Origin of the sequence: Shewanella sp. SM71 (assembly GCF_025653905.1) — a bacterium.
GTDB classification, from domain to species: Bacteria; Pseudomonadota; Gammaproteobacteria; order Enterobacterales; family Shewanellaceae; genus Shewanella; species Shewanella oncorhynchi.
The window spans coordinates 87159-109813 of sequence record NZ_JAKKRW010000014.1; the positions used below are offsets into that span (position 1 = coordinate 87159).

At 46.9% G+C, this 22655-nt stretch carries 15 protein-coding genes and 1 pseudogene; 8 read left to right on the plus strand and 8 right to left on the minus strand.

The window, feature by feature from the left end:
- Window positions 1-61: 61 nt before the first annotated feature.
- The gene (gene orn / locus L5L97_RS14650) at window positions 62-607 is read right to left on the minus strand and encodes an oligoribonuclease (protein ID WP_131523968.1); all 546 of its coding nucleotides are present in this window, start codon (window positions 605-607) and stop codon (window positions 62-64) included.
- A gap of 112 nt (window positions 608-719) precedes the next feature.
- Here orn and rsgA point away from each other — a divergent pair, with 112 nt between their 5' ends.
- The 5 genes from rsgA to L5L97_RS14675 all read left to right on the plus strand — a co-directional run bounded on the left by rsgA (window position 720) and on the right by L5L97_RS14675 (window position 7622).
- Window positions 720-1784, plus strand: a complete 1065-nt coding sequence (rsgA, locus tag L5L97_RS14655) for a small ribosomal subunit biogenesis GTPase RsgA (RefSeq protein WP_263182545.1) — start codon at window positions 720-722, stop codon at window positions 1782-1784.
- Window positions 1785-1846: 62 nt separating this feature from the next.
- Window positions 1847-2725: an archaetidylserine decarboxylase gene (gene asd / locus L5L97_RS14660; RefSeq protein ID WP_263182547.1), complete on the plus strand. Its 879-nt coding sequence runs from the start codon at window positions 1847-1849 to the stop codon at window positions 2723-2725.
- Window positions 2726-2731: 6 nt separating this feature from the next.
- Window positions 2732-3613, plus strand: coding sequence for a DMT family transporter (locus L5L97_RS14665; RefSeq protein WP_263182548.1), 882 nt, complete (start codon window positions 2732-2734; stop codon window positions 3611-3613).
- 68 nt (window positions 3614-3681) lie between these two features.
- Complete coding sequence (locus tag L5L97_RS14670; RefSeq protein WP_105253001.1) at window positions 3682-6885, plus strand: mechanosensitive ion channel domain-containing protein; 3204 nt, start codon at window positions 3682-3684, stop codon at window positions 6883-6885.
- 14 nt (window positions 6886-6899) lie between these two features.
- Window positions 6900-7622: a glycerophosphodiester phosphodiesterase gene (locus L5L97_RS14675; protein ID WP_263167855.1), complete on the plus strand. Its 723-nt coding sequence runs from the start codon at window positions 6900-6902 to the stop codon at window positions 7620-7622.
- Between the two features lie 20 nt (window positions 7623-7642).
- On the opposite strand, the gene L5L97_RS14680 is transcribed toward L5L97_RS14675, so the two are convergent.
- On the minus strand, window positions 7643-7978 hold the full coding sequence (locus L5L97_RS14680) for a DUF3392 domain-containing protein (RefSeq protein ID WP_113939153.1): 336 nt from the start codon (window positions 7976-7978) through the stop codon (window positions 7643-7645).
- A 92-nt stretch (window positions 7979-8070) separates the two neighbouring features.
- On the opposite strand from L5L97_RS14680, the gene L5L97_RS14685 reads away from it, so the two are divergent.
- Complete coding sequence (locus L5L97_RS14685) at window positions 8071-9006, plus strand: D-2-hydroxyacid dehydrogenase (protein ID WP_263182550.1); 936 nt, start codon at window positions 8071-8073, stop codon at window positions 9004-9006.
- Between the two features lie 86 nt (window positions 9007-9092).
- Here the strand turns inward: L5L97_RS14685 and L5L97_RS22895 are convergent.
- Window positions 9093-10666 (minus strand): annotated as a pseudogene (locus L5L97_RS22895) (PAS domain-containing methyl-accepting chemotaxis protein).
- 261 nt (window positions 10667-10927) lie between these two features.
- Between L5L97_RS22895 and L5L97_RS14700 the strand changes: the two are divergent.
- On the plus strand, window positions 10928-11119 hold the full coding sequence (locus L5L97_RS14700; protein ID WP_076498521.1) for a bacterioferritin-associated ferredoxin: 192 nt from the start codon (window positions 10928-10930) through the stop codon (window positions 11117-11119).
- Window positions 11120-11394: 275 nt separating this feature from the next.
- Here the strand turns inward: L5L97_RS14700 and L5L97_RS14705 are convergent, their stop codons facing one another.
- On the minus strand, window positions 11395-12051 hold the full coding sequence (locus tag L5L97_RS14705) for a thiopurine S-methyltransferase (protein WP_263139787.1): 657 nt from the start codon (window positions 12049-12051) through the stop codon (window positions 11395-11397).
- Between the two features lie 102 nt (window positions 12052-12153).
- Window positions 12154-12495 carry a hypothetical protein gene (locus L5L97_RS14710; RefSeq protein ID WP_105250285.1) on the minus strand — a complete coding sequence of 114 codons (342 nt, stop codon included), beginning with the start codon at window positions 12493-12495 and terminating at the stop codon, window positions 12154-12156.
- Between the two features lie 249 nt (window positions 12496-12744).
- Here L5L97_RS14710 and L5L97_RS14715 point away from each other — a divergent pair, with 249 nt between their 5' ends.
- On the plus strand, window positions 12745-14553 hold the full coding sequence (locus tag L5L97_RS14715) for a protein kinase domain-containing protein (protein WP_263182553.1): 1809 nt from the start codon (window positions 12745-12747) through the stop codon (window positions 14551-14553).
- A gap of 19 nt (window positions 14554-14572) precedes the next feature.
- On the opposite strand, the gene L5L97_RS14720 is transcribed toward L5L97_RS14715, so the two are convergent.
- The 3 genes from L5L97_RS14720 to L5L97_RS14730 all read right to left on the minus strand — a co-directional run bounded on the left by L5L97_RS14720 (window position 14573) and on the right by L5L97_RS14730 (window position 22446).
- Window positions 14573-16981, minus strand: a complete 2409-nt coding sequence (locus L5L97_RS14720; protein WP_263182556.1) for a zinc-dependent metalloprotease — start codon at window positions 16979-16981, stop codon at window positions 14573-14575.
- 138 nt (window positions 16982-17119) lie between these two features.
- On the minus strand, window positions 17120-20836 hold the full coding sequence (locus tag L5L97_RS14725; RefSeq protein WP_263182558.1) for a response regulator: 3717 nt from the start codon (window positions 20834-20836) through the stop codon (window positions 17120-17122).
- Window positions 20837-21051: 215 nt separating this feature from the next.
- A complete protein-coding gene (locus L5L97_RS14730; RefSeq protein ID WP_263163646.1) occupies window positions 21052-22446 on the minus strand; it encodes a PhoH family protein in 1395 nt (464 codons plus the stop codon).
- Window positions 22447-22655: the final 209 nt, after the last annotated feature.

Consider the following 22655-nt stretch of genomic DNA (forward strand, 5'->3'; position numbering starts at 1 on the left):
CGCATTATATGAAAAATTCATGCGGCTGCAACCCCTTCTTGCATATTTATCTACTGATCGGTCAAATTTTAAATACTTTGCTGCGATAATACTGTAATTCAGCGATCGACTCTTGGATATCCTGCAGGGCTTGGTGGGTATTTTGCTTCTTAAAACCATCCATCGTTTCTGGACTCCAACGCTTCACTAGCTCCTTAATCGTACTGACATCCACGTTGCGGTAGTGGAAATAATCTTCCAACTCGCGCATATAACGATTTAAGAAGCGTCTATCTTGCCCAATGCTGTTACCACACATTGGAGAGGCGCCCTTAGGAACATACTGTTCTAAGAAGGCAATCGTCTTAGCCACGGCTTGCGCTTCGGTTTCTTGGCTAGCACGAACGCGATCAATCAACCCTGACTCACCATGGTGCTTTTGATTCCAATCATCCATAGCGGCCAGCACATCATCTGACTGATGAATCGCGATAACCGGACCTTGACCGATAATATTGAGTTCTTGATCTGTCACTAAAGTGGCAATTTCAATGATCCTGTCGACGTCGGGCTCTAACCCTGTCATTTCCAAATCGATCCAAATGAGATTATTTACATCTGCCGTCATAAATCAGCCTTATCGTGTCAGTTAGCCTAAATTCAGGCTTTTTTATTCAAGAATGTGTATCATACTGCTTTTTTCCAACACAAAAAATCACCTAATTGACGAAGACGAATCAGTGAGTAAAAAGAAACCCCTAAGCCAAGGTCAATTACGCCGTATGCGCGCTAATCACGAGAAGCGACTCAATCGTGATAGTGGCGATAAAAATACGCCAGAGTTACAGGATAGTTCATTGGGGCAAGAACAGCCCGGTACTGTGATTTCACGTTTTGGCCAACATGCCGACATAGAAACTGAAAGCGGCCAAATTGTGCGCTGTAATATTCGCCGTGCCGTCACCAGTTTAGTGACTGGCGATAAAGTGATCGTACGCTTAGCCATTGAGAGCCAAGCCAATAGCGGCATCGCAGGTATTGTTGAAGCCGTTCATCCACGTCGCTCATCACTTACACGCCCAGATTTATACGATGGCGTGAAAATTATCGCCTCGAATATCGACCAAATTTTGATTGTCTCCTCGGTATTACCCAGCTTTACCACCCAGATCATCGACCGTTATTTAGTGGCTGCCGAAGATACCGATATTCCGCCTATCATCATTTTGAATAAAATTGACTTGCTCAATCCCGCTGAAGCGCAGGCAATCGATGAAGCGCTACAGCGCTACAAAGACATTGGCTATCCGGTTTATAAGGTCAGCAGCAAGCTCGGCGATGGTATCGATACCATCAAAGGTATACTCAAAGATAAAGTCAGCGTGTTTGCCGGCCAATCTGGTGTGGGTAAATCATCAATCATCAATGCATTACTACCCGATGCAGAGCTTATTATCGGCGATGTTTCCGATAACTCAGGTTTAGGTCAACACACCACCACCACAGCTAAACTGTTGCACTTGCCTAGTGGCGGCGATTTAATCGACTCCCCGGGCGTGCGCGAATTCGCCCTATGGCATCTTCCTGCACAACGTGTCGGCTGGTGCTTTATCGAGTTTCGCGAATATCTTGGCGCATGTAAATTCCGCGATTGTAAACACGGTGACGATCCCGGCTGTGCACTTCAAGAAGCCCTGAGCCAAGGTAACATCAGCGCAGATCGCTTTAATAATTACCATAAAATTATCGCCAGCTTAGATGAACAACGTCATGCCCGCTATTTCCGCGCGGCCACTGATGAATAACGACTTATTGATAAATAACAACAGTCTCAGCAAAGATTGAGCAGTAAGAAAAGGAATTGAAATTGGATAAAGTCAAAATAGCGCTGCAGTACATGCTGCCAAAACACTTGTTATCTCGTTTAGTGGGTAAACTCGCTGCAGCCGAAGCTGGCGCCTTAACCACTGCCACCATCAAGTGGTTTATCAAACAATATAAAATCGACATGAGCGAAGCGGCGCAGAGCGAACCAGAAGCTTATAAAAGCTTTAATGCTTTTTTTACCCGCGCCCTTAAACCCGGTATTCGTCCGTTAGATATGGACGCCGATATCATGGTGCATCCCGTCGATGGTGCGGTAAGTCAGTTAGGCCCAATCAAAAACGGTCGCATCTTCCAAGCTAAGGGTCATCACTATTCATCGTTAACCCTGCTTGGCGATCAAGCCGAAGATGCTAAACGCTTCGAAGGCGGTGATTTTGCGACTATCTATCTGGCGCCTAAAGACTATCACCGTATCCACATGCCGATTAAAGGCACGTTATCAAAAATGACCTATGTACCTGGCGAACTGTTTTCGGTAAATCCGTTAACGGCGAGACACGTACCCGGTCTGTTTGCCCGTAACGAACGTGTGGTGGCGATTTTTGAAACCGAATTAGGTCCATTGGCCATGGTATTGGTTGGCGCAACGATTGTTGCCAGTATTGAAACCGTATGGGCTGGCACAGTCACGCCGCCGACAGGTAAGCAAGTCTTCACTTGGGAATATCCAACCCAAGGCCCAGATGCCATCACCTTAGACAAGGGCGAAGAAATGGGTCGCTTCAAGTTAGGCAGTACTGTGGTGATGTTGTTTGCCAAAGACGCTATCGCGACATTTGCTGAAGGTGTCGAAGCCGAAGCAGTAACTCGTATGGGACAAGCTTTCGCTAACCTGAAAGACGTTAAGCAAGCGGATTAAGTTTTCTTGAGTTCTGCTAAACCTTCGGGATTAATTGAATTACATCTGGCTGTGCTGCTATTTGGTGGCACAGCTTTGTTTTCTAAATTAATCCCACTCAGTGCCCTCGACATCACCTTTCTACGCTGTATCGTCGCCGCCACTGTGTTAGGTTTGCTAGTCAAATTCAACCGCAAACGTTTAACGCTGGCAAGCAAACAAGATTATCTAGTCGCCATCGGGCTTGGGGTTATCGTCAGCCTGCATTGGGTGACTTATTTTGCGGCCATGCAACTCTCGTCGGTCGCCATTGGCATGATAGCGTTTTTCACCTATCCGGTGATGACAGTGATTGCCGAGCCGTTGCTGACAGGTAATAAGATAAAATTACACGATATGATCAGCGGTGTATTAGTGCTTATTGGGGTGATATTACTGATCCCTGAGGCAAATTTAGGTAACGACACTACGCTGGGCATTGCCATCGGCATAGTGTCTGCCATCTTGTTCACCACCCGTAACTTATTGCACAAACGCTACTTTTCCCAGTACAGCGGCCCCCATGCCATGTTCTATCAAACTTTGGTCGCCGTGGTGTTCTTGATGCCGTGGCACCAAACGGAACTGGGCAGTATCACATTAGAAGTGTGGGGATTAATTATTTTACTCGGCGTCGTCTTTACCGCAGCGCCACATGCGCTATTTACTTCTGCGCTGAGGCAACTCAGCGCCAAAACGGTTGGGCTAGTCTCTTGCTTACAACCCTTTTATGGCGCCATGTTAGCGCTGATCATTTTAGGTGAAGAGCTCAATCTCAACACTCTAATTGGTGGCACTATCATAGTCGCTACCGCCATCTTCGAAACCCATCAATCGCACCAATCACAGCGGCGAAAAAAGAACGCCTGAAACATACCAATCTCAACGCAATTTGGCTAATATGGAGCGTCTTTCGCCCCTAAATGTCTTTAGCCTATATGCCACGTATTTTATTGTTCATTATTGCTTTTTTCACATTTTCCGCACTTGCCAATTCGCCTTTGCAATTGGACAAACGTCTTGGCATGAACAAGCAAGATCAGCAACAAAATCTCAGCATTGACGAACAAATTAACGAACTAAAAATTAACATAGAAAAACTCGCCGCCAACGCAGCCAGTTTCCAACAAGCGCAGATTGATTTTGAGCAACATAAGAAGCGCACTAACCAAGCGCTGAAAGACGCCTATAAGCCTTTATCACTAGAAAAAGGTACTGACCTCAGCCAGCAGGCTTCCATGGCCTATATTCGCTTGTCTGAACTTAAAGAAAGCGAATCCACCCTTGGCCGACAAGTTAACGATTTATTGCTACGTCACAATGACTTACCTACCGTTATCGCCAGCGCGAGGCAAACTGTCGCCCAAAACAAAAAAGCAGAACTCGCCCCGCTAGATACCCCTACGGGAGAGTTACAGCAAACTCAACGACTCTTCTTTGAACAAAGCCTTGCCACCGATGAAGCAGAACTTGCCAGCAGCCAAAAACGCATTGAACTGACGCAATTACAATTGCAGCTAGTCCGCCAACAACTGGTGCAGCAAGAAGCCTTGATCGAAACCATCAACAAGGCAATCAATAAACAACGTCAGCAACAAACGGATGCCACCCTAGCCAAAAACTTAGTTAATACCGAAAAAGTCATCGATCCTATCACCCGTAATATTGCCGACACTAACCAGATTTACGGCCAAAAGCTGCAAACGTTAACTTTGCAGATCAATAATGTGGTCGAACAGCAGGAACAGGCAGAAACCCAATATCAATCCCAAGCTAAACAACTAGCAAACATCCAAGAGCAGATCACTTGGGTCAAAATGAACTCCGCCTTTGGTGAGCGCTTTTTGCAGATGTTGCAATCACTGCCTAAACCACCGAATCACGAAAAACTGCAAACGCTGATCGCCGATGCGCGCTTAGACAGATACCATTTAGAGCAGCAACAAGCCCTCAATGAGCAAGAATTAGAACAACCCGGCTTATACAATGAGCAGCAGATTAAGCTCTTACACTCGCAACAGAGTTTGATCTCGCAGTTGATGCAAAGCTATGACCAATACTTGAGTGAATTAGGCAAGCTGAAGGTCAATTACCAACAACTGAGTCAACAGAATCTCACCCTAAAAAATACCCTTAACGAACATTTATTCTGGGTGCCTAACGCTGCAAGTATCAGTAAGTTATGGCTTACGGATCTTGAGCGCAGCACGGTTTGGCTTGTGCAACAAGCACAGTGGGATGAACTGGGAAAAGCCTGGGATGAACAAAACGATTATTGGTCTTGGTGGATCATATTGCTGGTACTGTGTTTAGTCGTACAAGACTTGATCACCCCTAAATTCAATCGGTTGCTAAATCATTACACTACTTATGTGGGCAATGTGACCCAAGATAAATTCATTTATACTCTCAAAGCGCTCGCCTGCAGTATCAGCTATGCGTTGATAAAACCTTTCCCAGTGATCATGGCGGGATTGATTTTCTATCATTCCGATCGCAATTTTGTGCAAGCAGTGGGTATGGGCATACTGGCGATTGGTTTAGTGTATCTCTTATATCGCTTTATCTTTATTCTGACGCTCGACAAAGGCGTACTCGTGGGCCATTTCAAACGCCCCTCAAAACTCATCCAAGCGGGACAATCACGGCTCAGACACTTTGTGCTGATTGCTAGCCCATTATTGGGTCTGATGGGCTTTACCGAAGTGCTCGACACATCACTGGTGCGTAATAGCATAGGCCGCGGCGCATTCATTATTTTCTGTATCGTTTTATTCTTGTTATACAAAGATATTTTAATCCTGAGCCGTAAAAACTCAGATGCCAAGAAAGACGGTAAAAACAAAAAACTCATTCAGAAAATGCTCTGGACCTTACTGATTTCTGTGCCGCTTTTAAGCGCAGTGTTAGCCTTTAGGGGTTACTACTTCACCGCTTTCCAAATGCTGTTACAACTGCAATTATCGATCGTGCTTGGTCTGGGTTTCTTGCTCTTATACCAATTGATCAAACGGTGGATGTTAATCGAACGCCGCCGTATCGCCTTCGATCGCGCGAAAGCAAAACGTGCAGAGCGCTTAGCACAAAGGGAAAAAGGCGAAACGCATCACCCTTCCGTCGATGGACTCGATACCTACGAAGAACCCGTAGTCGATCTCGAAACCATTTCGAGCCAATCCCTTGGCCTAGTGCGTTCACTCTTGTTATTGGCCTTTTTAGCCAGTTTGATTGGTCTGTGGACTCAAACCCATACGGCGCTGTTTTCCTTCCTCGATGGCATTACGCTGTGGACGACCAATACCAGTGTAAATGGCTTAGAGCAACAATTGCCTATTACCATGAAATCACTGATGTTTGGACTGATAGTAGTAGGTTTCTCGTTAATGATTGCCACCAATTTACCCGGCCTACTTGAGCTAATGATCCTGCAAAGGCTTGATCTCTCGCCCGGGACAGGTTTTGCGATCACAACCGTCAGTCGTTATCTGGTGGTTTTCCTCGGACTATTAATCGGCTTCTCTAATCTCGGGATGGAATGGTCTAAGTTACAATGGCTGATTGCCGCACTGTCGCTCGGTTTAGGTTTTGGTTTGCAAGAAATTTTCGCCAACTTTATCTCAGGTTTGATCATTTTGTTTGAGAAACCCGTGCGGATTGGCGACACAGTGACAATTCGTGATTTAACAGGGACAGTCAGTAAAATCCAAATTCGGGCGACAACGATTATTGACTGGGATAGAAAGGAAATTATCATCCCGAACAAGGCCTTTATCACAGAGCAGCTGATCAACTGGTCCTTGTCAGATCCTATTACTCGGGTCATTGTTTATGTGTCGGTGGCGCGGGATTCAGACCCTGCCAAAGTTGAAGCGACCCTGTATCAAGCGGTGCAAGAGTGTGAAGATGCACTTGCCAGCCCAGAACCTGAAGTCTGGTTTGCCGGCTTTGGTAAACATACCCAAGATTATGAAGTGCGCGCCTATGCAAAAGATATGTCGGCACGCTGGCCACTGCGCCATGATTTACATAAACGAGTGACTAAAAAACTCAAAGAAAACAATCTCGAACTCGCCTACCCGCAGATGGAAATCCATATTAAGAATGGTCAAAATCGCGAGCAACAAGGCATTATTAGAAGCTAATAGGATCGCAGACCATGCTTATTTTTGCTCACCGCGGCGCCAGCGGTTATCAGGCCGAAAATACCTTAGCCGCCATGGCTAAAGCGTTAGAATTGGGTGCACAAGCCGTCGAACTCGATGTACATAATGTCGAAGGTGAGTTAGTCGTGTTTCACGACAGACGACTCGATAATAAAAGCTCGGGCACGGGCGTCATTCACTTAGTGAACAAGGACTACCTAGCAAGCATCAATGTGAAAGGTGAATCCATTCCGACGCTATGGCAAGTACTTGAGCTGATTGCGGGGCGCTGCATAGTCAATATAGAGTTAAAAGGCATTAATACCGTCACGCCGTTAATCGACTTATACCCAAAGGCTATGAGTCAGCTTGGGTTTACGAAGGAGCAGTTACTGATCTCTTCCTTTAATCACCCCTATCTGCATGAACTTAAACAGGTGTTGCCGGATGCGTTAGTCGCACCACTGCTTGCCAGTATTCCACTCGATGGGGCTGGCGTGGTAAGCGAACTGAATGCCTATTCATTGCATTTAGATGTGAGTTTTATCAGCCAAGCGCTAGTAGACGACGCCCATAACCGAGGTGCCAAGGTTTATGTTTATACTGTCGATCATATTGATGATATTCATGCGCTTAAGCAGATAGGCGTCGATGGCGTGTTCAGCAATTACCCCGATCGCGCCATGCAAGCCTTAACCCAAAAGGCAATGGCCAATTACTCTGGCTACTTTGAGTAACGGCCAAAATAATAACGCTATTAAGCTTGGCTATTTCGCTGAGCCCAATAACCGATAAAAATAAACATGGCCACAATTAACAGAAACATCCAATGGGATGGCATAGCCACTATGTGTCTTGCCACCCAAGGCGTGGCTTTCACGATCAATAGGCCATAGCCAAAGGCATTCACAATAATAAAAACAAATGTCCGCAGCACAAAAGAATGCCCCAACAAATGACGCCTTAAGATACGATTGACATCCGCTGAAAAAACCAAAATAAGACATACCACCATAGCGGTAGCAATATCGAAGGCCCAAGGGCGAAGCATATTACCTAACTGGGCAATAATGGCGACTAATTGATCAAACATAGACTTAACCTAAAAAGATGCAGCGCAATCCATCAGCGTGGCCGCGACAGCGTATTGAAAAATAACAATAACCAAGCATAAAGGGAGACGCCATGGGGCACAAGTTACTCTTGCTAACAAAGGCAAATCAACAGTACCGCGACTTGATTGAAGCGCAGAGTCTCCCAGATTTAACGTTACTCGATGATAATCCAGCGGGCATAATTGATGCAGATATTTGGTTAGCCGAACCTAAACTCGCCGCGCCCCTATTACCCCATGCTAAAAATCTGCAATGGTTACAATCAAGCTTTGCTGGCATAGATGCCCTGATGAGTCCAAGGGGCAGAAAAGACTATCAACTTACCAATATTAAAGGCATTTTCGGCCCGCTGATGAGTGAGTATCTATTTGGCTATTTACTCGCGCATATCCGCGGCCATCGTTTTTATCGCCAGCAACAAGGACAAAAACAGTGGCTGATTCAACCCCAGCAGCGCCATTCAAGCCTACAGGGAATGCGATTACTCTTACTCGGTACAGGCTCAATTGCCCAGCATTTAGCGAAAACGGCAAAACACTTTGGCATGCATGTCACAGGGATCAATCGAAGTGGTAATACCGTTGAAGGTTTTGATGCCATTGAAGCGATGGCCAATTTAGGCCAAGTGTTAACACAGGCCGATGTGGTTGCAAATCTACTGCCAAGCACTCCTGCAACGCATAATCTTCTCAATGCTGACATGTTAGCTATGTTAAAAACTGATGCAGTGCTGTTTAACGTCGGCCGCGGTGATGCACTCGATCTCGATGCACTCAATATCCAACTTATCGCTAATCCTAGTCAGCAAGCGATCCTCGATGTATTTGCTCAGGAACCTTTGCCCAATAGCCACCCTATTTGGGAACGGGAAAATGCCGTGATCACGCCGCATATTTCGGCGCCAAGCCATCCTGCACAAATCGTCGATATCTTTAGCCAAAACTATCGCCGCTACATCATGGGTGAGCCACTGCAGAATCGAGTCGACTTTAGTAAAGGTTATTAGATCAAAGATAAGAAATTGAGTTAGAAATCAGTAAAAGAAAAGGCAATAGTCAGACTATTGCCTTTTTTATCTTAAATTTTAGTCAGTTAAATCCTAAAGCTGCGCTTTAAGAATTGCTCGACTAATACCGAGTGAGAATCCATCTCGCGAGTCACTTCGTCATTCAAGCCGACCATTTCACTGCCGAGTTGATGGCTAGAATGGGTAAATTGTGACACATTCACCACGCTGCGATTCATCTCATTTGCCACACTCGATTGCTCTTCAACCGCGCTGGCAATATGGTGCGTCATATCGGTAATAGTCGAAATGGCCTCACGAATCGTACGTAATGCCGTACCTGCTAAATCCGCCGTTGAAATACATTCAGAAGCGGCAACCACTCCTTGCTGCATACTGATAACAGCTTTATTCGTCCCCTGCTGCAACAGATTAATCATACTGTGGATTTCTTTGGTGGCATCGTGAGTACGCTGTGCCAGCGCCCGTACTTCATCGGCAACGACAGCGAAGCCACGACCTTGCTCACCCGCTCGAGCCGCTTCAATTGCCGCATTCAATGCCAGCAAATTCGTCTGACCCGCAATACTCTGAATCACATCGAGCACTGTGCCAATATCTTTACTGTGGGCTTCTAACTCAGTAATAACTTTTGAGGTTTGTTGCAGTTGCTCCGCCATGGCTTGAATCGAGCGAATAGTACTCGACACCGTTTTATCACCATTAATAGTTTCAGCGGATGCCATTTGCGTGGCACTCGCCGCATCGGCACAATTGGAGGACATATCGCCTAATGTGGCGGTCATTTCCTGCATCGCTGTAGCAACTTGTTCTATTTCAGATAGTTGAGCCTGACTGGTACTCTGGATTTGTTTGCCCTTGGCGGCAGATATTTTGGCCTGTTCTGACACGTTATAACAGGAATCCGATGCACGCCCAAGAATCGACTTAAGCTCTGAATTTTGCATTTGCAGTGCTAAATCAATCACGCCAAGATCATCACTGCTTCCACTATAAATATGCGCCATCAAGGGGTTATCGTAGATATGCTTTGCCTTAGCCACTATCGCGTAATAGCGACTCAGCACCAGATTGCCGCCCACCAGCAATACTAGGACACTTATCGCTAGGGCAATAAAGCCCATTAAGCCAATTTGCAGAGCAAGGTAAAGATAGGTAGCATGGCAACCAATGCGAGTAACAGCAATTTAACTGGCATATCCAAGGTACGTTTTAACGCGCTGACGCTGCCCTTTTTGTTCAACTCCGCATAGGCTATTTCTGCACGCTTAACCTGATCGCGTGTGGGTTTAGTGCGTACAGATTGAAACTCGACGACTTTGCCATTAACTGAAATCGGTGAGACATAGGCATCGACCCAATAGTGATCGCCATTGGCGCAGCGGTTTTTCACTATCCCTTTCCAAGGCTCGCCTTTTTTGATACATCGCCACAGATCTTCAAACGCTTGCGGAGGCATATCTGGATGACGCACCATGTTGTGGGGCTTGCCTAGCATGGCATCGAGGTCGTAACCGGCAACGGTACAGAAAGATTGATTGGCGTAAGTGATATGACTTTGAGTATCCGTAGTCGACAATAAAATCCAATCCGCTGGATAATCATATTCTCGCTGTGTAACTGGTAGATTTGTTCTCATGAAACCTTATGGATCTTTGATTAATTCTTCGTTATTCATCCATGAGTTATCCATCCGTGAGGCATCATCACCCTGACTCTGTATTCCTAAACCTACTTCTAAAACTGCCTAGCTTTTTAGTGCTAAAACACACCTAGCATAGACGATAAAATGTGCGCCATGTAACAAAAGAGTTAAAGTATGAAAATCACCCAAAAAACATGATTGCATTTGATAAGCGTTTTCATTTAGAATTAGCACAATTCGATTGGAGACTAATATATGTACGTTTGTCTTTGCCATGCGATCACTGATACGCAAATTAAAAACGCAGTAAGCCAGGGCGATAGCTCGCTTGCTGACGTAAAAAAGCGCTTAGGTGTTGCCGATCAATGTGGTAAATGCGCCAGAATGGCAGTGCAGATCATTCAAAACCAACTAGAGCTTGAGCCTAATTATTACGAAGTCGCATAGAGTTCATCGCGAATAGCGTGGTAAAGGGTAAGTCACTCACCAACAAACTTCCGACAAGTTAAATACACGCTGACTCAAGCAAACTTAATCCAGCTCAAGCAAACTCAATCCAAAAAAGTCCCGCGACAACAAAGCCTTCTATCCGCCACTTCGTCTTAAATAATCTTGCCAGTTTAGACTTTAGATATGATGTTTTAATGACAAGCCCACTGAACTCCAAGCTCGAAAGCCGCGAATAATTCAATGGGGTTACAGCTCCAACTTCCGAGTCAAGCCTACTTACGTTTCAACAAATAGGCCGCTTCATTAAGCCAAGGCACTGCTTTCTTAATAAAACGTGGATTGTCGGCCAACACATCTTGCGACGCTAATACTTCAATATCAAAATCCTCACTTAGATGCTGCTCTACCCAAGTAGAGGATACCGCAAAAGGCGGGCCGATAAGGGATTCTTGCGGATAATCTAAAGTCACTAATAAACCGACACTGCCGCTAGGTAATAAGCTCGCTAACTGCTTGGCATATTGTGCACGCATACTTTCTGGCCATGCGATCAAAGCCGCGCGATCATAAAATGCCGTCACGTCTTGAGTGATAGCCTTAGGTAGGGTGAAAATATCACCCTGATACAAGCTGATCTGTTCGGTTTGATAATGCTGGTGTTCACCCACGGCCGTTTGCGTCATCTCGAGTTGGTTATCGCTAAAAAATTGCTGTACAGCCGATTCATTCAACTCACACCCTATGACCTGATGCCCCTGTTCTGCGAGGAAACACATGTCTAGCGACTTACCACATAAGGGCACAAAAACCTTGGTATCTGCGGGTAATGCAAGCTGCTGCCAATACTTAACGAGGAAAGGATTGATGTCTTGCTGATGAAAACCTATCTGTTGCTGCTGCCACTTTTCATGCCAAAAACCGGGTTCCATGGGTTTATCTCTATTCGCTAATGTTGTCCTTACTCTAATGACATTTTAAAGTGGATGCAAAGCCTCCTGCCATTCGGCAAACTCAGCAATGTAAAGACTCACTTACTGATCTAACGTGGCTTGCACTTTACGCAGCCAAACACAGTTATCGCATTGGCATTGACGGCGTGATAAATGATGTGGGCTTAAAGATGAGTCGATAAAGTCCACGGCGATCAACAACTGCTGTTTTAACTCGGCAATCGATTTTTCGTTCACGGCCACCAACTCGTCATTCTGGTTCATCCAGATACATTCCATGCCCTGATGACACGTTAAACATTGCTCGTCTCTATCATTAAAAAATACCGCATGCGGGCAATGGGTCACTTCCATTGACTGTAAAATACGCTTACGCGGATATTCCAAAAGTTCGATCAACAAGGCCTTATATTGGGTGGGCATACGCCCTCCTTAGCTGCACTTTGTCTGTGGGTTAATTAACAAAAATTGATTCCATCTAATGTCCCAAAGATTACCTATAGTCGCGAGGATTTAATTTGATGTAAGTCAAAGTCAGTGACGAAATGATCGTATAGGTAAGCCGCGCCTGACGCTGAACATCAATGCCATTCAAAATACTAAAATAAAGCCACCCGCTATTTGATTATCTCCCCCGCTTACTGGTTAAATGAACAAAACAAGGAGCACAATTTGCAAACACCTCAGCTGCAGCATTTTTATATTTCTGAAGAGCAATCCATTTACTTGCTCAAAGCCAATGATGCCCGTAAACACAAGGCGTGGATCCGCCTCTGTAAACAACAGCTGAGCAAATTAGGTTATACCGATATCGAATTGGTCGGCAAAGGCGCCTACGGTTTCGTGTTTGCGGGTATCAATCAAGCTGGCGATGCCCATGTGTTTAAGTTTTCACGGATTAATTTGCCACAACACATTCAAGATCGGCTCGAAGAAGAAGCCTTTATGCTCTCCTTACTCAAGCACCCTAATGTGCCAGGGGCGATCAAATTTGAGCGAGTAGGTAAGCAGGGAATACTCGTGATGGAACGGGCAAAAGGGGAAGATCTCGACCAACTTTGCCGCCGCATGGGCGCCCTACCGACCGCTATGGTCATGAGCATCGCCCGCCAACTCGCCGATATCTTGTATTACCTGCGCACGGGCAAGCCTTTAGTGCACGGCGATATCAAACCTTCGAATCTGGTTTACGATATTGAACAACAACACTTATCGTTAATCGATTGGGGCTCAGCGGTATTTGCGCAGCGGGATGAACATAACAAACCCGTCGAAGACAATGTGATGGCGTTAATGTCTAGCGATCAACAACATACCAACGCCCGCATGGGTGATGTGTACTTTATCGGCGAAGAGCAACTCAATGGAGCACTCTCCAGCCCGCGCTTTGACGAGCAAGGAGTTGCCGCGACTCTATATGCCCTCGCCTCAGGGCAAGCAAGTCGCTTCGGTGCACAGGTGATCTCGCCCACCAGCATTGGCTTACCGATAGAATTAGCCCGTACCTTAGAAGGCATGCTCAGCACTGATCCGCAGCAGCGCAACATTGCCGGCGATTACTTTTTAAAAAGTATGCGCCACAGCCACAGATTACATTTACCTGAACTGCCCAAAGCTGATTTACAGGGTGAAATTCCTGTTTGGGTGCAATCCCGCAACAAAGATGTTGAAACCGTCAGCTACAGTTCGCGTAAATCCTTTTTAAAGGAACACAACGCCCAAGATCCCATCGCTAAGATGGATGATATTCAGCTCGAAAAATATTACCGTAACTTCCTCGCTGGCATGGGCGATACCGAAAAAGGCTTTATCGCCGCAGTGGGTCGTTTAGCGCAATATCCGATCGTGGGTGGTCTGGCTATTCATTGGCAGGAAACCGGCGTGTTTATCGACTCCAATCTTGCGATTTACGATGCAAAACAAAAAAGTGCCTTAATTATTGCGGTCAACAATATGGTGGATCTCGCGCGGGGAATTAAACGTATTGGGGTATTTAAGGCCTGTTTCTTTAACGCCAAAGACACGCTGCATATCGAGCGAACAGATATCAGCGAGCCTTTTGTCGCCAGTGCAGCACTGCAGTTGCCCTTCGAAGTCGGTGACGTACCCACCTTAGAAGATAAGTCGCGGTTACATTCTTATTTTGAAGACGGTAAAGATCCCGATGAGAACCTCGAATTACCCCATGAAATCATGGAAGAATTAGCCCGCATCAACCAAATTCACCACACAGGCTGCATCATTTTTGAGGCGCTGCCGAATCACTTAAAAATTCACAGTTACTTGAAGCTGCTCAATCCGCGTAAGCAAGCGGCGTTTCGCGCGAGCCTCGATCGCATCTTGCATCATGTCGGAAAAATCCAAGGCCACGGCGTATCGGGCTTTATGAAACTGCCCTACAAAAACACCCGCCGCTTTACTCATCTAGAGCGTAAAGCCGAGCACTTTTATCCGAAAAACCCAAAAGAAATAGGCGCCTAATGGCGCCTTGTTCATCGGATTAAATCGGCGATCCCGGCGGTAAGGTTAACGGCTTAGGAATAAGCTTAACCTTAGCATCGGTCAAACCCGCAGCAAGACCCTGTTGCAACCAAGTATAGTGCGCCGCAAGACTCACATTCGCTCGATTCGACTTCGCTTTCAATTGCTTAATCACAAACTGAGCGCGATCGTTGATCGCAGCCCTCACTTCTGGTGAGGTTTGAGGATCGTGCAGCGTTGCCAGCACTTCATCAATCACCACAGCGTTCACTCGCATCCATACGCCTTCGACCAGCGCGAGCTTATCCTCTTGATACAAGGTCGCCGCAAATAACTTATCCAATAATGTCGTCACCGATAACTGCTCACTATCTGCCATGGATGCTTGGCTGACACGATTCAAGCGTTTAGGCATCAATAGCAAGCTCACAGTATGACGGCTAAACACTTCAGCCATACCGAGAGGGTCGTTAATTGCACCTAGACCTGAATCGAAGGATTCCCGCGTAACATGATAATTCCCCGCCTTTGGCACTAAACTGTCGAGCAAGGTTTGCGGCACAGTTAAACTCGCCGCATCGAGCGTGTTAAGTAACGCGTCTAAGCCTGTTAACTGCAACTGCGGCGCAATATAGCTCCAGCGGCTGCCTTCGCCGATAGATTGATAGTTATAGTCAGTGCCGCCAATAAACTTAGCGACCGCATCGATTTGATAACGCGTCAGCAAATAAATTGGCGCAAAGGCATCGGCTAGCTCGCCCAGTGGCTCATTGGGTAACAAGGCCGCACTGGAGAAATCCGCAATCGCCTTAGTGCGAATTTTATTTAACTTACCCAGCTGATCGATCGGATCGTCACCACTATCCCACAAACTGGCATAGGCCTGACTCGCATCCTTTTGGCGAGAATCGGCCTCACCGATATAACGTAAGCCACGTTTGGCTACATCGGCCAGTAAGTCGACTTGCAGCGCTTGTTGGGTACGGGCATCGCCTTGATCGCTATAACCATAGGCGATAGTAAAATCATCCCAAGGTCCAACACCTGTAGTGTAAGGTGCTGAAATATCAATATCATTGCCCTTTAGCTGGATTTTCGGATGGGGATAATCCATCACAGAGGCATCCTGATTAGTCGAAGCGGCAAAGTTATGATCGAGCCCTAACGTATGGCCAACTTCATGGGCAGCCAGTTGGCGAATACGTGCGAGCGACAAGGCAGTCGCCGCTTTCTCGGCCGCCACTCTATCCTGCCAGCCTGCGGTTAAGCCTTTAGCAATCAAGTAATCCTGACGCACACGCAAACTGCCGAGCGTGACTTGACCCTTGATGATTTCACCGGTGCGAGGATCGGTCAGTGCGGCGCCATAGGACCAACCCCGCGTCGCCCTGTGCACCCATTGGATCATGTTGTAGCGAATATCCTGCGGATCGGCATCTACAGGTAATAACTCAACTTTAAAGCCGTTGATAAATCCCGCCCGAGTAAAAGCCGTCTCCCACCAGCGCGCGCCATCGAGCAACGCCGACCGTATAGGTTCTGGCACGCCAGGATCGAGATAATAAGTAATAGGTTTAACGACTTCGCTTGGCGCTGGGCCTGGATGCACTTTCTGTAAACGGTGGCGCAGGATAAAACGCTGCACTAAAGGTTGGTTAAAGGGCGTGGCATAATCGCGATACTCATCGGACAAATAACCGCTCATAGGATGATAAGCCCGCGGCTGATAGTCGGTATCAGGCAGCTCAACAAAGGAATAACGCATCCGCACCGACATTAAGGTGCCATCGGGTGTTACCTGTGCGACCTGCGCGCCAGCAACATCGCCTTTGAACGTCAGTTGCACATCCACATCGGCGTTTTTCTCAAAGGATTTAATCCCTTTGGGTAAGATGACAGAACGGCTCAAATCGAGCTGATAATTGCCCTGCTCTGTTTGTTGCAATACGGAAGACACGCCGTGTAAATCATTGAGCACCAGATCGTTAATCGCTACCAAATCTGGCTTGCCCTCAATCACTTTGCCTTGCCATAACACAGAATCGGCAAAGGCTTCTTCAACCGCTCTTTGCTCGGCGGCATCAGAGGTATTCGCACGATATTGAGTATTGAGTTGCTTGAGTAAAACATAGGGACCTTGGCGCTCAAACTGCACCATACGGGTCTGACCCAGTTGGCCGCGATCGAGACCAATGTCGTTTGATCCTACGCCCTGTGGCAGGCTAGTAACTAAGATAAAAGGTTGATTTAAACGATTGACCTCAAGATATAACTCTCCCTCAGACTCCTCGTAATAGAGATTAAGAAACCCTTTCGCCTCTTGGCCCAGCTTAATGATCTTGGCGCTAGGCGCGGCTGCCGCGACCGTAACGGTGGGAAATCCTAACAGCGCTATAAATAAGGCTAAGGCTACACTTTGGGGTTTCATCTTTCCTCCTGATTCGGCTGGCTGCGTTATTTACCTTATTAAGTCATTTATGTCATATGCATCTTTGATGACTGCTTATCTCAAGCGATTGATTTAAAGTAAATAATGCGAGGCCATCACTGGCCCCGAGCAAATAAATTAACGATTCTGATGCTGGTTCTTGTGTTTGATCCAGTGATTTAATGTTTCAAATAATTCGTTAAGCACTATGGGTTTAGTGATGTGGGCATTCATCCCCGCCGCTAAACTCTTTTCCCTGTCGCCCGACATGGCATGGGCTGTCATGGCAATGATAGGCAGTTCATCGGCACTAAAACGCTCACGCAATGCCCTTGCGGCCGTTAACCCGTCCATCACTGGCATTTGAATATCCATCAACACAGCATCAAACGGCCGCGAGTCGATAGTATCCAGCGCCACTTGACCATTGTCGGCCAGCACCACTTCGTAGCCAGCGCTCTTAAGAAGTTCAGTGGCCACTTGCTGGTTAATAAAGTTATCCTCCACCAGCAGCACTAAACCTGTGTGCTCTCCTTCCTCAACTTGAACTTCAACCATAGGCTGAACCACATTCAATCTCGGTTCATCGGCAAAGGCGGCAATGATCTCATCGAACAGACTCGATGCCTTAAACGGTTTTTGCAGTACGGCAAACACATTGGCACTATCGACTTCATGCTGCAAGGGCTCTGCCGCATAGGCCGTCATCATGATAATCACAGGGCGTTTAGCTAAGCGGCCTTCGGCGACCATAGTATCTATGGCGCTGACCACATCGCTACCGTCCATTTCTGGCATCATCCAGTCGAGCAATAACAGATCGATTGGTGCCCGCGACAGTTTGTAAAGCGCTTCGGCGCCGCTGGCGGCAGTATCAACGTCGAAGTGGAAATCTCGCATCAAGGTCGAATAAATTTGCAGTGCCGTCGGGTTATCGTCAACGACTAAGGTACGTAGACTATTGAGTTTTTCCGGCACGACCAAAGGTTCAATCTTAGCGGCTTCGGCAATTTCAAAACTGATGGTGAAGCTAAAGGTACTACCGACCCCAAGCTCACTCTGCACTTGCATCTTGCCGCCCATCATAGACACCAGATGCTTACTGATCGACAAACCTAAGCCCGTGCCACCGTATTTACGGGTGGTCGAACCGTCGGCTTGGGCGAAGGCATCAAACAACTTATCCTGTTGATCTTTACCTATGCCGATCCCCGTATCGCGCACCCAGAACTTCAAGGTAATCCGATGATCCCGCTCGCCGACATCTTCACAGCCGAGCTCAATCTCGCCAGATTGGGTAAATTTCACCGCATTCGATAACAGGTTAATCAGCACTTGGCCTAAGCGTAGCGGATCGCCCTTAAGAATGAGTCCCGCCGTCACAGGGGCATACAAGAGTAACTCAACGCCCTGTTCCTGTGCCTTAAGCGCATTGAGATCCAGAGCGTGATCGAGCACTTTATCAAGCGGGAACGGCACCCGCTCAAGCTCCAACTTACCCGCCTCAATTTTAGAGAAGTCGAGAATATCGTTGATGATCCTCAGCAGCGATTGTGCCGAGAAACCGGCTTTTTCGAGGTAATCTTTCTGCTGCGCCGTTAACGAAGTACGCTGTGCCAACTGCAACATACCGATAATGGCGTTCATCGGCGTGCGGATCTCATGGCTCATGTTGGCCAAGAATTCACTCTTGTAGAGATTAGCGAGTTCGGCGTCTTGCTTGGCTTCGAGCAACGCCACTTCGTTACTCTTATGGCGGGTAATATCCTTATGGGTACCAAGCATACGTTTGGGCTGACCTTCGGCGGTGAACTCCACCACACGACCACGGGATAACACCCAGTGATAGCAGCCATTTTTACCTAACATACGGAATTCAATTTCGAAAGCACCGACGGGATCAGCAAGATACTGAGCACGGTATTCCTCGACGCGAATACGATCGTCGGGGTGGGATAATTCATCAATCGTCGATACTAAAGCTGGGAATTCATTGGTTTTATAACCCAACATAGAATAATAGGCTGGGTTACAAATGATCTGTTCAGAGTCTAAATACCAGTCCCACAGGCCATCTTCCACCGCATCCATGGCTAAGTGATAACGCTCTTCGGACAGGCGTAATTGTTCAGCGGATTCGTATTCCCGCGTCACATCACGCCACACGGCAATCAATCCCTGCAGTTCGCCGCGGCGATTGTAGAAAGGCAGTTTGAGGGTATCAAGCAGCACAGGTTTACCCGCAAGCTCGACCTTTTCTTGGTAGCGCAGCGGCGTGCGATCTTTTAAGACTTGTTCGTCTTCTGCGCGGATACGTATGCCCATTTCAGGCGAGGTCAGATCCTCAGATGATAAACCTATCATCTCGCTCTCAGTGTAACCCAGCATGCGCTCAGCCGCCTTGTTACAACCTAAATAGTTGCCTTCTTTATCTTTAAAGACAATCGCTTCGGGAATTGAGTCAAGCAGGGATCGCAGTAGCGCATATTCGCGCTCACGCCGCTCTGTGGTGTCTTTTAAGCGTTCAGTACGCCGCGCCACTAGCTTATCGAGCCGCTTATTCTGCTCAGCCAGATGGTGGGTATATTGTTTGTTTTCCTCAAAGATCCGACTGACCAACAAGAACCAAGGTTCCCAGCCGCGGGTGATTTTCTCCGGTGGCTTACGCGGCTCTTGGGAGCAACCTTCAAGGTGCGACAGTAGTCGCGAGGCTGGACTCACAAAAGATCGACGCGTTTGCCAATGCACTATGGTCACTAACACTGACAGGGCGATAACCACTAAAATAAACGTCAGCTGCAGTTTTTCCCACGAGTCTTGGAATAGGTCGTCTTCATCCTGCAAATACAGTAAACGCCAAGGCGCGTTATGCAGGGCAACCGAGTGGATGTAATAGCCGTTACGAATGATGCCGTCGTGGGCATCAAACAATTCCGACTCGGGTAAAGAATGCAGCTCAGAGGGAATACGTTGGCTGATGTGATAGACCCGATTGATATCTGAGCTATCAAAATCGCTGTGGGATAAAATATTGTTCTGTTGGTCGAGCAAAATCACTGTGCCCGGCATCTTAAAGTAAACCCGAATTTGCCGCGCTAACGAAGCAAGCGTCATGTCTAAGTTGATTGAGCCAATGAACTCATCATCCAAATAAATGGGCACACCTAAAGTGGTCAATAAGCCTTTGCCCGTGGAGTCAACATAGGCTTCACTCCAAAATACACTGCGCTGCGGATTCATTGCTGGGGTGGCGTATTGGAACTGTTTCTTGTTGAGTAATTCGTCCCTAAAACGTTGATCGTCATTCGACCAAGGGAAGTAGGACATGATCCTACGTTTCGACAGGTAATAAATCGCCGAGGCTTTCGGGGCGGCTTCTTTGGCGACGGGGAATGACAATGACAGCTCAAACAACATCTCAAGCTCTTGATAGAACTTGTCGTCGCGGCCGTCGAGAGAACCCGCACCAGTAATCCTACCCATGTTGGTAAAAGGCTCACCGCTCTGGGCGTAGCTAGGTTCTAAGGTAAAATACTGGCCGCTTTCGTTGAATTTACCGTATTGGGGTAAGCGTTCTTTACGCACGAGTTCGCCCAAACGTAAATGATCCACAGCAACATTGCGTAAGCTTTTTACCGCTCTAATGCTCGACTCAAGTAGCAAATCGATTTGCAATACATGGCGCTGAACCTGCTCTTCACGCTGTTCCATCTGCTGTGCTTTTTGGCGGTCGAAAAACATCCATGCGGTCAACAAAGACATGACGATAACGCCGATGTACGTATAAAAAACGGCACGGTTGTAGTTCTTCTGGATCGGCGATTTTAGTTGGAGATCCGGCTCACTCGATTTCATCCACTACCCTTGATTGCAGCGCTTAATTTCAGCCTACGGCGGCAAAAACTATGAGCTCCATATAGTAGCAGGAAGGAACTGCCAATCACATAAAATAATTGTCAGATAAAGCCTACTCATACCACTGATAAGTCGATTAAAAATCTACTACTCCATAAAATTAAGGCCTCCATATCAGAGGCCTTAGTCATTACCCAAAATTAAACCGACCTGCTTTACAGATGCTCTTCGGCGTATTCCGCTAAGCGTGAACGCACCACGCCATTCAGATACACGTTGGCACTGCCTTCAAAGTCTTTAAAACGTTCGACAATATAGGTTAAACCTGAGGTAACAGCAGTTAAGTAGTTAGAGTCGATTTGCGCTAAGTTACCACAACAAATCAGTTTTGTGCCTTCGCCCATACGGGTGATCATAGTTTTGATCTGCGAGGCAGTGAGGTTTTGGCATTCATCTAATAACACTATGGAGTTTTGGATCGACCGCCCGCGCATAAAGTTTATCGACTTAAACTGAATGTTAGCCTTCTCCATGATGTAGTTCATGCTGCCAGTGGGATTCACATCATTCTTATGCAGTACTTCGAGCGTATCAGTAATCGCGGCCAGCCACGGCATCATCTTCTCCTCTTCCGTGCCGGGCAAGAAGCCGATAGATTCGGCGATTTCAGGGGTGTTACGGGTGACGATCACTTTGTCGTAGCGATTACGCTCGACCACCAGTTCCAACGCCGCCGCCATGGCGAGCAAGGTTTTACCGCAACCCGCAGGGCCGGTTAAGATAACCAGATCGATATCGGGATCGAGCAGCGCCTGCAATGCCATGCCTTGATAGACGTTTTTAGGTTTAACACCCCATGCCTCGAGGTTTTTCACCCGCTCACGGCCTAAATCTAAAATATGTAAATGGGTGTCTGTGCGCTCGATAACACGACCGCAAAAATCAGACTCTGTGTCGATAAGATATTGGTTGATATAAAAATTATCATTTTCGAGGTCTTTGAGCGGTACTTCATACACTGTATGTCTACCGTGGCGCTCGGTGGAGACCTTGTTCAAGTGCTCCCAAAAATTACCTTCAAACTGGTAAAAGCCTTTACTGAGGAAGCGGATATCATCAATCAACTGGTCAGTTCGATAATCCTCAACCAATTGAATACCTGCACCTTTGGCTTTAAGGCGCATATTGATATCTTTGGTGACTAAGACAACGGTACGGGGATGATGTAGGTTTTGTAGATGTAGCGCGGTATTGATAATGCGATTGTCGTTTCCATCTCCAGGCAGTGCGCCTAAGGTAAAATCGACAAGGTGATCAGGGAAAATTGAGAGCGAACCGACGGCATCAGCATGACCCTCTCGGCTGGGTAAAGGGACGCCATTGATAATCTGCTCAGGGGTAGTTTCACCGCCTAGGGTATCTTCCAATGCCCTGATAGCAACCCGAGCATCACGACTCACATCACTCTTTCGATCTTTAATCTGGTCCAACTCTTCTAGCACTGTCATCGGAATGACCACATCGTGCTCTTTAAACGAATAGATCGCCAAAGGTTCATGTAGTAACACATTGGTATCCAGTACAAACAACTTTCTGTCGTCTTGTTCCATGGCGCCTCCAGAGTGCTTCATTAAAGTTTAAACACACTTTTGAGTCTCAATAAAAGTTACACGGCTCCTATTACTGGCTAAGCATATGGCAAAGAATGATCATAAGGTTCAAGTTGATAGCACTTTACTCGCACTTAAACCTTAAGTTGATATTGGCACCAAACTCACGAGATAACAATACAGCAACCATTGTTTACCTTACAGACTCG

Bases quoted from the DNA above. Each gene is read 5' to 3' on its own strand.
- orn (WP_131523968.1), bottom strand. From the start codon at position 607: ATGACGGCAGATGTAAATAATCTCATTTGGATCGATTTGGAAATGACA.
- L5L97_RS14670 (WP_105253001.1), top strand. From the start codon at position 3,682: ATGCCACGTATTTTATTGTTCATTATTGCTTTTTTCACATTTTCCGCA.
- L5L97_RS14675 (WP_263167855.1), top strand. From the start codon at position 6,900: ATGCTTATTTTTGCTCACCGCGGCGCCAGCGGTTATCAGGCCGAAAAT.
- L5L97_RS14680 (WP_113939153.1), bottom strand. From the start codon at position 7,978: ATGTTTGATCAATTAGTCGCCATTATTGCCCAGTTAGGTAATATGCTT.
- L5L97_RS14685 (WP_263182550.1), top strand. From the start codon at position 8,071: ATGGGGCACAAGTTACTCTTGCTAACAAAGGCAAATCAACAGTACCGC.
- L5L97_RS14700 (WP_076498521.1), top strand. From the start codon at position 10,928: ATGTACGTTTGTCTTTGCCATGCGATCACTGATACGCAAATTAAAAAC.
- L5L97_RS14705 (WP_263139787.1), bottom strand. From the start codon at position 12,051: ATGGAACCCGGTTTTTGGCATGAAAAGTGGCAGCAGCAACAGATAGGT.
- L5L97_RS14710 (WP_105250285.1), bottom strand. From the start codon at position 12,495: ATGCCCACCCAATATAAGGCCTTGTTGATCGAACTTTTGGAATATCCG.
- L5L97_RS14720 (WP_263182556.1), bottom strand. From the start codon at position 16,981: ATGAAACCCCAAAGTGTAGCCTTAGCCTTATTTATAGCGCTGTTAGGA.
- L5L97_RS14725 (WP_263182558.1), bottom strand. From the start codon at position 20,836: ATGAAATCGAGTGAGCCGGATCTCCAACTAAAATCGCCGATCCAGAAG.
- L5L97_RS14730 (WP_263163646.1), bottom strand. From the start codon at position 22,446: ATGGAACAAGACGACAGAAAGTTGTTTGTACTGGATACCAATGTGTTA.